Origin of the sequence: Companilactobacillus kimchiensis (assembly GCF_001438805.1) — a bacterium.
Classification (GTDB): Bacteria; Bacillota; Bacilli; order Lactobacillales; family Lactobacillaceae; genus Companilactobacillus; species Companilactobacillus kimchiensis.
Map to the genome: position 1 here is coordinate 1 of NZ_JQCF01000042.1, position 11,638 is coordinate 11,638.

General features: G+C 35.4%; 9 protein-coding genes. 4 read left to right on the forward strand and 5 right to left on the reverse strand.

Annotation, left to right across the window (positions count from 1 at the left end; translation table 11 throughout):
* Positions 1 to 247: 247 nt before the first annotated feature.
* On the reverse strand, positions 248 to 454 hold the full coding sequence (locus IV57_RS12325) for a YjzD family protein (RefSeq protein ID WP_057881823.1): 207 nt from the start codon (positions 452 to 454) through the stop codon (positions 248 to 250).
* A 93-nt stretch (positions 455 to 547) separates the two neighbouring features.
* On the opposite strand from IV57_RS12325, the gene dnaE reads away from it, so the two are divergent.
* From dnaE to IV57_RS12345, 4 genes are all read left to right on the forward strand, one after another.
* The gene (dnaE, locus tag IV57_RS12330) at positions 548 to 3,868 is read left to right on the forward strand and encodes a DNA polymerase III subunit alpha (RefSeq protein WP_057881824.1); all 3,321 of its coding nucleotides are present in this window, start codon (positions 548 to 550) and stop codon (positions 3,866 to 3,868) included.
* 104 nt (positions 3,869 to 3,972) lie between these two features.
* Positions 3,973 to 4,932, forward strand: coding sequence for a 6-phosphofructokinase (gene pfkA, locus IV57_RS12335; protein ID WP_057881825.1), 960 nt, complete (start codon positions 3,973 to 3,975; stop codon positions 4,930 to 4,932).
* Between the two features lie 67 nt (positions 4,933 to 4,999).
* Positions 5,000 to 6,769 carry a pyruvate kinase gene (gene pyk, locus IV57_RS12340; protein ID WP_057881826.1) on the forward strand — a complete coding sequence of 590 codons (1,770 nt, stop codon included), beginning with the start codon at positions 5,000 to 5,002 and terminating at the stop codon, positions 6,767 to 6,769.
* A 118-nt stretch (positions 6,770 to 6,887) separates the two neighbouring features.
* A complete protein-coding gene (locus tag IV57_RS12345) occupies positions 6,888 to 7,703 on the forward strand; it encodes a DUF4931 domain-containing protein (RefSeq protein WP_057881827.1) in 816 nt (271 codons plus the stop codon).
* Positions 7,704 to 7,800: 97 nt separating this feature from the next.
* On the opposite strand, the gene IV57_RS12350 is transcribed toward IV57_RS12345, so the two are convergent.
* From IV57_RS12350 to IV57_RS12365, 4 genes are read right to left on the reverse strand one after another with little or no spacing between them, the layout of a single operon-like run.
* Positions 7,801 to 8,409 carry a DNA-binding response regulator gene (locus IV57_RS12350; protein ID WP_057881828.1) on the reverse strand — a complete coding sequence of 203 codons (609 nt, stop codon included), beginning with the start codon at positions 8,407 to 8,409 and terminating at the stop codon, positions 7,801 to 7,803.
* 2 nt (positions 8,410 to 8,411) lie between these two features.
* On the reverse strand, positions 8,412 to 9,527 hold the full coding sequence (locus IV57_RS12355) for a sensor histidine kinase (protein ID WP_057881829.1): 1,116 nt from the start codon (positions 9,525 to 9,527) through the stop codon (positions 8,412 to 8,414).
* The gene (locus tag IV57_RS12360) at positions 9,524 to 10,285 is read right to left on the reverse strand and encodes an ABC transporter permease (protein ID WP_057881830.1); all 762 of its coding nucleotides are present in this window, start codon (positions 10,283 to 10,285) and stop codon (positions 9,524 to 9,526) included. The genes IV57_RS12355 and IV57_RS12360 overlap by 4 nt, the downstream gene beginning before the upstream one ends.
* A complete protein-coding gene (locus IV57_RS12365) occupies positions 10,278 to 11,153 on the reverse strand; it encodes an ABC transporter ATP-binding protein (protein WP_057881831.1) in 876 nt (291 codons plus the stop codon). Before IV57_RS12365 ends, IV57_RS12360 begins: the two co-directional genes overlap by 8 nt.
* Positions 11,154 to 11,638: the final 485 nt, after the last annotated feature.

An 11,638-nucleotide genomic window follows, 5' to 3' on the forward strand; every position in this document is an offset into this window, starting at 1 on the left:
TTAGAGACTTATGTCACAGCCTCTTTTATTTATCATTAGTAATCTAAATTTAATTTTGCTCAGATTCAGATAGATAGATCGAAGTTATTAAAATCGGTTTAGCTAGATGGTTTTTGGATGCATATTCATATCACGTTTGATGCAAAATAATCTCCATATCTAAGATATCAGAGTAAAATTAATATGGTTCTGTCAATGTCAGCATTCATGAGTTAAATTTTTCCATAAAAAAAACACTTAAATTTAATTAAGCGTTCTTTTCACTCTTTGTATCTTTAACGGAACTATCTAGAATCAATGGAATTACACTGAAAATGACAGCGAATACTATACTGATAATAATAGAATAAGTTGAATTGAATTTTTGTTGATTCAAAGCACCACCGATAAATCCAGCAACTTGTCCCAACATGATAGACCAGAAAATTATAGCAACATATCTCATTTCTTCCATCTCACTTTCTCAAGTAGTTTAGCACAAAAGGGGATTTTACCCAATAAACTTTCACTTGATTTTGATATAATTTTAAACAAAGGGGGCGACAAAATGCAAGCACAATTACAAGTGATGAGTAGTTATAGTTTATTGCATAGTCCCGCTAAATTGACCGAATTAGTTGATCAAAGTAAAGCTCGAGGCTATTCGGCAATTGCGCTAACCGATATTAACAATTTATATGGATCAATCGACTTTTATAAATATGCTAAAAAGGTTGGTATAAAACCAATTATTGGTTTAACAATTGAAATTGCTGGAATTATCGATACAGCTAATACCTACCCATTAATATTATTGGCAAAAAATGATTTAGGCTATAAAAATTTAATAAAAATTTCATCGATCGTTATGTCTAATAAGGATGCAATCCAAATAGATGATTTAAAAAACTATCTTGCAGGAATCTTTGTTTTAACTCCGGCAAGTGGAGCGGAAATATTAAAAACGGATGTGTCGCCATATGTCCAGAAATTAAATTCTTTGATTGATCAAGATTCGTTCTTCTTAGGGGTCAGTCTATATTCAGAACAAATCGATAATGTGAAAAATCTTAAGCAGGTTGCAAAATCTCAGCATCTACAACTAGTTGCCTTAGGTGATGTTCGTTATGTTGATGAGGATGATCATTTGGCTTATCAAGTCGTTAATAAATTACGAACTGGAGAACGATTCGAGAACCTTAATCAAGTCGTTGAAACCGGGGATCATTATCTAAGGACATATGTTGATTTTGTCCAGGATTTCAGTTCGGTAGATATGACTGAAGCAATTACGAATGCCAATCAAATAGCGGATGCCTGTAATGTAGAAATTGAATTTAAAGAAACGGAATTACCTAAATTTCATACGCCAAAGGAGATATCTTCGATTCAATTTTTACATGACCTCACTAGTAAGGGATTGGTGAAACGCTTAAACAATCAGATTCCAAAATCATACCAAGAGCGTTTAGACTATGAACTAAATGTGATTGAAAAAATGGGTTTTGCTGATTATTTCCTAATTGTTTGGGATGTTATCAAGCATGCTCACGAAGTAGGAATCAAAACTGGACCTGGACGAGGTTCGGCAGCGGGTTCTCTAGTTTCTTATTGTTTAGGTATCACACAAGTCGATCCAATCAAGTATGATTTATTGTTTGAACGATTTCTTAATCCTCAACGAGCCAATATGCCTGATATTGATTTGGATCTACCAGATGATCGTCGTGATGAGATGGTCATGTATATGCACGATAAATATGGTTCTGATCACATGGCTCAGATCATCACCTTTGGAACACTGGCTGCCAAAATGGCTTTACGAGATATTTCAAGGACATTTAGTCAAACGCAGTTTCAAATTTCACAGTGGTCTAATGCAATTCCCCGAAAGTTAAATATCACTTTAAAAGAATCTTTGGATGAATCAAGTGCTTTACGCAGCTTAGTTGAAAATTCACGGGAGAATCAATTAATTTTCAAAGTTGCTCAAAGAATTGAAGGAATTCCTCGTCATTATTCGACCCATGCGGCGGGAGTTATTCTGAGTAAAAAGCCGCTTACCGATATTGTAGCGGTGCAATTAGAAGATGATGGGATTAATTTGACACAGCAGACGAAATATAATGTTGAAAGCATTGGACTATTAAAGATTGATTTTTTAGGTTTAAAGAATCTAACAATCTTAGATAAGTCAATCTTAGCTATCTCCAAAAAGTATGGCCGGGAATTTGTGGCTGAAAGAATACCTCTAAATGATCCTAAGACTTTAGAATTGTTTCAAAAAGGTGCCACTGATGGAGTTTTTCAATTTGAGTCTGATGGTATCAGAAGTGTTTTACGACGGCTCAAACCCACTAGTTTTGACGATATCGTAGCAACTAACGCCTTATATCGTCCAGGTCCGATGCAAAACATCGCAACTTTTATTGCCCGCAAGCATGGACAAGAACCAGTTATTTATCCAGATCAATCATTAGAGAAGATTTTGAAACCGACTTATGGCATATTGGTTTATCAAGAACAAGTTATGCAGGCTTCTTCTCAAATGGCAGACTTTTCACTTGCTGATGCCGATATTTTACGACGTGCTATTAGTAAAAAGAATGAACAATTGATTGAGGAGAATCGTCAAAAATTTGTCGATGGGGCAGTTTCTCAAGGACATCCTAAAGAATCCGCTGAAAAGGTATATCAATATATTGAAAAATTTGGTAACTATGGATTCAACAAGTCCCATGCAGTAGCCTATTCGATGATTGCTTTTTGGTTAGCTTATATTAAAGTTCATTTTCCAGAGGTTTTCTTTGCTTGTTTGTTGAATTCCAATTTGAACAATGAATCTAAAGTTGCTGCTTATGTCCAGGATGCGAAGGATTCACAAGTAAAAATTCTGAATGTCGATATTAATCAAAGTATGTACGAATATACCGATGGCGAGCAGGCGATTCGTTTTGGTTTATTGAGTATAAAAGGGATGCGTCGTGATTTAGCTAGTGACATCGTTGAGCAACGTCAAAAAGATGGTGTTTATACGAGTGCTTTGAATTTCTTACAACGGATCGATAAGCGTTTTGTTAAAAATGATTATATTGAACCAATGATTTTGTCAGGTGCATTCGATTCATTTAATCGCAATCGAAAAGAATTACTATATGATTTTCGCGATTTGATTGAGAGCATTCAGCTAGCAGGAAGTAATTTATCCTTATTTGATGTTTTAGATCCCAAAAAACATCAGGTAGATGATTTTACTTTGACGGAACGTTTGAATCAGGAAAAAGAATACCTTGGAGTGTATGTCTCCGGCCATCCGGTCGAAAAATATCGAAGTCGTTTGTTAGATTTGCGAACGACAAAAATAGCGGATCTTAATACGACTCATGGATCTACAGTAAATGTTTTAGGCTTGATCAAAAACCTACGAGTTATTCGAACTAAAAAAGGTCAAAGAATGTCATTTATGACAATTGAAGATGAATCAGGTAGCATTTCAGTTACGGTGTTCCCTAAACTATTTCAAAAAATCGAGAATATGGAATTGGATGGGAAAATTTTTCTATTTGCAGGTCATGGTAACGTTGGTCAAAGAGGTGATCTGGAACTGATTGCGGATCGTTTGTCTGATCCTAAGCAATATACCGTGCAATTACCAAGTAAAAAACTGTATTTAAGGATTTCTAAGAGGCTAGATAATTCTGAAAATATGGAACGGTTATATAAAATTATCGAGGATTCACGTGGGCAGATGCCGGTAATTATTTATCGTGAGAAAAATCATCAAGCATTACTCTTGAAATCTAACCGATGGATCGGCTTTAATAGTAAGGTGCAGGGTGAATTGGAAAACTTTTTAGGTAAAGAAAGTGTTTTCTTAAAAAAAGACTAAATTAATTTATCTTAAAACGTTTTCAGCTCTACAAAGTAATCACTAAAAATGTTATATTTGATTAGGTTTTGTTTTAGAAACAAATAATTTTGGAGTGTGAACAAATGAAGCGTATTGGTATTTTAACCAGTGGTGGCGACGCCCCTGGGATGAACGCTGCTATTAGAGCAGTCACACGTAGAGCCATTGATCAAGGACTCGAAGTGTTTGGTATCAATTATGGATATGCTGGATTGGTTGCTGGTGATATTTTCCCACTAACAGCTGCTGACGTATCTGACCGTATTCAACGTGGTGGTACATTCTTGTACTCTGCAAGATATCCTGAGTTTGCTCAAGTTGAGGGTCAACTTAAAGGTATCGAGCAATTAAAGAAATTTGGAATTGACGCTTTAGTTGTTATTGGTGGAGATGGTTCTTACCATGGTGCATTGCGTTTAACCGAACATGGTTACAACACAATCGGACTACCAGGAACAATTGATAACGATATTCCATTTACCGACTTTACAATTGGTTTTGATACAGCCGTTTCTACTGCTGTTGATGCTATTGATAAGTTACATGATACTGCTAGCTCCCATGAAAGAACATTTATTGTTGAAGTAATGGGTAGAGGTGCTGGTGACGTGGCTCTTTGGGCTGGTGTTGCCGGTGGTGCTCAAAAGATCATCGTTCCAGAACGTGATTTTGACATCAAAGAAATCGCACAAGAAGTTAAAGAAGGCCGCGAACAAGGCAATAAGAATATGATTATTGTTTTGGCCGAGGGTGTTATGCACGCTGAAGACTTCATGAATGAATTAGAAAAATATGGTGACTTCCAAACCCGTGCTACTGTCTTAGGACATGTACAACGTGGTGGTTCACCAACTGCAAGAGACCGTGTCTTAGCAAGTAAGATGGGTGCTAAAGCCGTTGACCTTCTTCTTGAAGGTAAGGGTGGTCTTGCAATTGGTATCGAAGACAACAAGATTACTTCTCATGACATTCTTGATTTATTCGATAGCAAGCACAAACCTGATTTATCACTATATGACTTAAATGAATCAATTAGCAGATAATTTAAGCATATAAAGTTTTAATTTGTTACAATAAACTTGGAATTAAGACAAGAAAAGGGGATTCTCGATGAAAAGAACTAAAATTGTAAGTACACTTGGACCTGCCAGTAATGACGTTGACACAATCGTTAAGTTGATTGAAGCCGGAGCTAACATCTTCCGTTTCAACTTCTCACATGGTGATCACCCAGAACACAAAGCTCGTATGGAAATGGTACACGAAGCCGAAAAAATTACAGGTAAGACTGTTGGTATCGTTCTAGATACTAAGGGTGCTGAAATTCGTACTACTGTTCAAGAAGGCAAGAAGTTCGAAGCTGTTACCGGTAAAACAATCCGTATCTCAATGGATGACACTTTAGTTGGTACACCAGAAAAGATTGCTTCTACATATCCTGGTCTATACGATGATACACATGTTGGTGGTCACGTATTGATCGATGATGGTCTTGTTGATTTGAAGATTACTGAAAAAGATGACAAGAACCGTGAACTTGTTACTGTTGTTCAAAACGATGGTATGATCGGTTCAAGAAAGAGTATCAATGCTCCTGGTGTTGAAGTTCGTCTACCAGGTATCACAGAAAAAGATTCTGACGATATTCGTTTCGGTCTAGAACAAGGTATCAACTTCATCTCAGCTTCATTCGTTCGTAAAGCTCAAGATGTCTTAGATATTCGTGCAATCCTTGAAGAAAAACATTGTGAATATGTTCAAATCTTCCCTAAGATTGAATCACAAGAAGGTATCGATAACATCGATTCTATCCTTCAAGTATCAGATGGTTTGATGATTGCTCGTGGTGACATGGGTGTTGAAATTCCATTTGAAAACGTACCATTTGTTCAAAAATCATTGATCAAGAAGTGTAATGCACTTGGTAAACCAGTTATCACTGCTACACAAATGCTTGATTCAATGCAAGAAAACCCACGTCCTACACGTGCCGAAGTTACTGATGTTGCTAACTCTGTTCTTGATGGTACAGATGCTACTATGCTTTCTGGTGAAAGTGCTAATGGTAAATACCCTGTTGAAGCTGTTGCTGCTATGGGTCACATCAACGAACGTACTGAAAGAGAACTTGACAAGAACAACTCACTTGCAATCCAACGTTTCGAAGATTACAAGGGTTCAAATGTTACAGAATCAATCGGTGAATCAGTTGTTAGAACTGCTGAAGAACTAAACATTAACACAATTGTTACTGCTACTAAATCAGGATACACAGCTCGTATGATTTCTAAGTATCGTCCAAGTGCTGACATTTTAGCTATCACATTTGACGAAAAGACACAACGTGGATTGACAGTTAACTGGGGTGTAGATCCTATCATTGCTGACAAGCCAGAAAATACTGATGAAATGTTCGATCTTGCTGCTAAGAAAGCTCAAGAACTTGGCTTTGCCAAGGAAGGTGACTTAATTCTTATTGTTGCCGGTGTTCCCGTTGGTGAAAGTGGTACAACAAACGTTATGAAGGTTCAATTGATCGGTTCTACATTGGTTAAAGGCCAAGGCGTTGGTGAAGAATCAGTTGTTGGTAACGTTGTAGTTGCTCACTCTGCTGAAGAAGCTAACAAGAAGATCAACGAAGGTGACATCCTTGTTACTGAAATGACTGACAAAGATTACCTACCAGCTCTTGAAAAAGCTAGTGCCGTTGTTGTTGAAAACGGTGGTTTAACTTCACATGCTGCTGTTGTTGGTATCGCTATGGGTCTACCTGTAGTTGTTGGTGCTAAGAGCGCTACTACTCTTGTTAAAGATGGTGACACTGTTACTGTTGATTCAAGACGTGGTGTTGTTTACAAAGGTGCTTCACGTTCACTTTAATTTAAAAAAATTAAACTAAGTTATACATAATAAAACTGAGAGAAACCGACGGGTTTCTTTCAGTTTTTTTGTGTTTTGCGTTATCATTTAGTAACAAATTAATTTAGAGGTGAATTTTTTGTCAAATAAAGATGTCCTTGTTTTTGAAATTGAACAAGCTAAAGGTAAACCGAGAGATGTAAAGAAAAAGACTGATTATTGTCCTTTCTGCGATACAGAAAACTTAACTAATATTATTGATCAACGCAGTGATATGATTTGGCTAGAGAATAAATTTAAGACGTTGCAGGATACTAATCAAACAATTGTAATCGAGTCACACGAACACGAGGCTGATATTTCTACTTATTCAGTGGAAAAGAATCGGGAAGTTTTCAATTATATTTATGAATGTTGGAATAAAATGATTCAAACTGGAAAATATACTAGCGTTCTGATGTATAAAAATTTTGGTCCCATGTCAGGTGGATCATTACGTCATCCTCATTTTCAAATCATTGGTTTGAATAAGGTTGATGGTTACAAACATGTTGAGCCGGAGAACTTCACTGGTATGAATGTTTTTGAAAATAAACATATCAATGTTAATATTTCTGAAAAACCGGTCATGGGATTTGTTGAGTTTAATATTGTAATCAATAATCCGCAATACTTGGATGATTTAGCTGAATTTGCTCGAGTAACGGTTAAATATATTCTCGATGATTTCTATGGTGGTAAATTTGATTCATATAATATTTTCTTTTATCGTGATGGTAAGAAGATTATATGCAAGTTGACAGCTCGTTATGTTGTTTCTCCATACTTTGTTGGGTACCGTTTGTCGCAACGTGATGGTGATAAACAAGTTACAGAGATTAAGGAAGCATTATTGGCTCGTTTTAAGGAACAAGTTGAATCAAAAGAAATTGAATTAGAAACTGATGGAAATTAAATCAGTTTTTTTTGCTTGTATGAATTGCACACAACTCCAATTGCACACAACTTATTTAAATAAATCTTATGTAACCTTAATTACAAAATAAAAAGGATCAATCGATCCAATTATTTTTTTTAGCGATATTCAAAGCTTCGATTCGTGAGTGGGTTCCGGTTTTACTGAGGATGGAGGAAATGTAGTTTCTGACAGTACCGTTAGATAAAAAGACTGATTCAGCTATTTCTTGAGTAGTTTTGCCTTGAGAGAATTCTTTCATAATTTTAAGCTCCTGCGGTGTTAGAGGGTTCTTAGATGCCGTCAAAATAGATGATACTAAATTGGAATCATAGATTGTTTGACCGTCAAGAATTTTGTTGATAGTTTCGACTAGTTTGTCTGTGGGGCTGTCTTTAAGCAAATAAGCATCTACCTGGGCGTTAACAGCGGCCTCAAAGTATTTTTTACGGGCAAATGTAGTCAGAATGACAATTTTAATATCTTGTTTTAATATTCTTAATTGTTGGGCAACCTCTAAACCACTAAGATAGGGCATTTCAATATCTAGAATGGCAACATCAGGTTTTAAAGCCGTTGTTTGTGACAAGGCAGACTTTCCGTCTGTAGCGTTACCAACGATATTAAAATCATTTTCCAATTCTAAAATAGCTGATAGGGCTGAATTTAGCATCTCTTGATCTTCGGCAATATAAATAGTCGTCATAATTATCTTCCTTTTGGAACAGAAATTTGTAAATTAACTCCATGATTGGAGTTTATAGCGATTTTTCCATTGATATCTTGTAAACGGGTGGTCATACCTGAAAGTCCAAAAGAAACACGGTTGGAGTGTTTTTTTAAACCAATCCCATCATCTTGAATTTCTAATAAATAATCAGTTGTATCTTCCTCGAAAGTAAACTTTACAGTATTAGCTTGACTGTAACGAATGACATTGGTTGTAGCCTCCTTGATGACAGCCGCTAAAACATGTTGAATATTCTGAGGCCAGATGGTCGATGATTCTTCGTTGATTGATATTTGCTGAATTTTAGCTAGTTCAAGATTCTTTTCTTCTTCAATCATGGCACTAGCAATAGTTTTTCCATTTAGGTCAGCGACTATTTTTCGGACCAGACTCAAATTTTCACGAGAAGTCTGAGCAATGTCTTTCAATTGTTGGTGAGCTTTTTGAGGATCTCGATCAATTAGTTTATCAGCTAGTTCAGATTTTAAGGTGATCAGTGAAAATGATTGACCTAGGTTATCATGTAGGTCCTTAGCGATTCGATCCCGTTCATTGTGTTTAATAATAGACTCTAATCGACGGTTATTTTGTTTAGTTTGATATGTTCGTCGATAAGTATTGGAGACTGAACGAGCGGCCAGTGGGGAACCAATCGCAAAGGTCAAAGTTATGATAATTCCAAAAACATTATATTTATTGATAAGTGGTGTCATGAGGACGCAACATAAGATAGTAGTCATCGAGAAAACAAGATACAGGACATAGGCTTTGAGAAAAGATTTTTGTTTAAATGGCAAGGAACCAATGTTCCAAGCTGTGAAAATAAAAAAAGTTCCTCCTCCGTCAGGATAGATAATAGTAAATAATGTACCGATCAGTAATTGAATCCCGATATCCGCCCAAATAAATCTGTTAATCACATAACCGTCACGATAAACCTTTAGGAATATAAGGAATAGGATTATTTGCCACCAAACTAATGGGTGAGTAAATAATAGTTGTGCTGCCATTAAAATCAATGCAAAAGTCCAAAAATAGGGCATAAAGCCCATTCGTTTGGGAAATAGAACCTGTTTATTTAGAAAGTTTTTCATTGTATGGAAAGCCCTTTTCGTTTTTGAATATTTCCTATTACAAAGAATAACAAAGCAATTGCGATGAACCAAGCAAAGATTATTAAAATTGCAGAAAAATTGATGGTTGATTTGTGAAGGAGATTTTGGTCTAGCAAGGATAATTGGTAAGTCGGCATTATTTTACCAATCTTTTGTAACCATGTTGGCATCATTTGAATTGGCCACCAGAGACCACTGATGATTGCTAAAGGAAAGACAATAAGATTGTTGAGTAAATTGACAGTATTGGGATTTTTAGCTAGTGCGGTTAATGCCCCTAATAAAATTAAAGGAATCGTTCCAATCAAGTTTATCAATATCAAAACTGCTAACAACGGTAAAGAAATACTGATGTGATTAACCCAAATTCCTACTAAACAGATGATGAGTGATGAAATGAGATTTAAACAGAGAAAGACGATTGCCATTGCAGAATAGTATTGAATTTTGGAAATTGGTTTGAGTGCAATAAAGAGATTAAAGTGACTAGTTTGGTCATCAAGGAGTGTATTTGAGGTAGTGATTATTCCACCTAGCATGCAACTATAGACCATCATGCTAATTAAATAGTTCTCATTCCAAGTTGGTAGGGTTGATGTAGGGATTCCAACAGTTAAAATTTTTGTATAAAGTAAGTAAAAGATAGTTGGCAACATCATGTCAAAGAAAAAGAAAGCCTTATTACGTAACATAATTCGTTTAAAATTCATTTTAAGTTGAAATAAATAATTAGTCATGAGTATTCTCCTTATAGTTGAGTAGTAGTGTATCGAGATTAGTTTGTTTAATCTGTAGGTTCTCAAGTGCCTGTAAATAGTTGGTTAATTCAAGCATTAGGCTGTTAGTATTATTGGTAACGATTTGAAAATGATGTCCCACTTGGTTGATAGAAATGACGTCAGTTAAACTAATAAAAATTTTTTCGCTCAGTTGACTGTCAAATTCGACCACACCATTACCACTCATATTACGTAATTCTTGAATTGTTCCATCGAAAACAATAGTAGAATTTTGTAGAATGAGAAAACGATCAGCAATATTCTCTAATTCTTCTAAATAATGGCTAGTGACTATTATTGTTTTACCATGTTGACGCAACTGATCAATTTTTTGCCAGAAATCATTGCGAGCGTTACTGTCCATTCCAACGGTAGGTTCATCTAAAAATAGGATTTGAGGATCTCCTGCTAGTGCCAAGGCAAAAGCCAAACGACGTTTTTGACCACCTGATAATTTACTCATAAAATGTTTTTGCTGATTTTCTAAACCAGATATCTTCAATAATTGTTGGTAGGATAGGGAATATTTGAAGTAGCTACGTGATAATTGAATTATTTCTTGAACTGTAATGCGATGGATAGAGATATTATCTTGCATCATTACTCCAGTAATTTTTTTCCAATCATTACCAGCTAAGAATCTTACTTCACCTGAATCGTGTGGGATTAAGTCCAAAATTGAGTTGATCAAGGTAGTTTTACCAGCACCGTTGGCACCAATTAAGGCCGTGACTGAACCAGATGTAATTTTAAGATTAATATCAGATAAGATAGATTTTTTTTCATATACTTTGTTTAAGTGAGAAATTTCTAAAATAGATGTCATAATTTTTCCTCGATTTCAGTTGATAGGACTAGTTTAGATTTTTGGATAAAAAAGAGGTAGTAACGAATGTCATTAACTGATATGACAAATGTCATAAGAATAAAGTTCAGATAAATGTTTTACGAAAACATATTACAAATAACAAACCAACCAAAAGAAGTAGCCACCGATATTTAAACTACAAAAGCATATACTATTGTAATCAGAATTGGACAGCAAGAAGGATACTGAATCCTCTATACAAGTGGCCCCTGATAGGTGATATAGATAACGATTTGCCAATGGTGCAGATTATTGGCTTGCGATGTTCGAACACTAGATAATGATCACGATGGAGCTTGTGATGTTTTTGAAAAATATATTTTAGAGTAATAAAAATGCTACCAATAATTAAGTTGGTAGCATTTTTATTTATATTTATTTTTCAGGTTTGTAGTCTTGATCGATAATCAAAATAGGCTTGATAGTATCACCACTAACAGAAT

Coding starts and splice junctions, on each gene's coding strand:
- pyk (WP_057881826.1), top strand. CDS start 5,000: ATGAAAAGAACTAAAATTGTAAGTACACTTGGACCTGCCAGTAATGAC.
- IV57_RS12360 (WP_057881830.1), bottom strand. CDS start 10,285: ATGACTAATTATTTATTTCAACTTAAAATGAATTTTAAACGAATTATG.
- pfkA (WP_057881825.1), top strand. CDS start 3,973: ATGAAGCGTATTGGTATTTTAACCAGTGGTGGCGACGCCCCTGGGATG.
- IV57_RS12365 (WP_057881831.1), bottom strand. CDS start 11,153: ATGACATCTATTTTAGAAATTTCTCACTTAAACAAAGTATATGAAAAA.
- IV57_RS12350 (WP_057881828.1), bottom strand. CDS start 8,409: ATGACGACTATTTATATTGCCGAAGATCAAGAGATGCTAAATTCAGCC.
- dnaE (WP_057881824.1), top strand. CDS start 548: ATGCAAGCACAATTACAAGTGATGAGTAGTTATAGTTTATTGCATAGT.
- IV57_RS12355 (WP_057881829.1), bottom strand. CDS start 9,527: ATGAAAAACTTTCTAAATAAACAGGTTCTATTTCCCAAACGAATGGGC.
- IV57_RS12325 (WP_057881823.1), bottom strand. CDS start 454: ATGGAAGAAATGAGATATGTTGCTATAATTTTCTGGTCTATCATGTTG.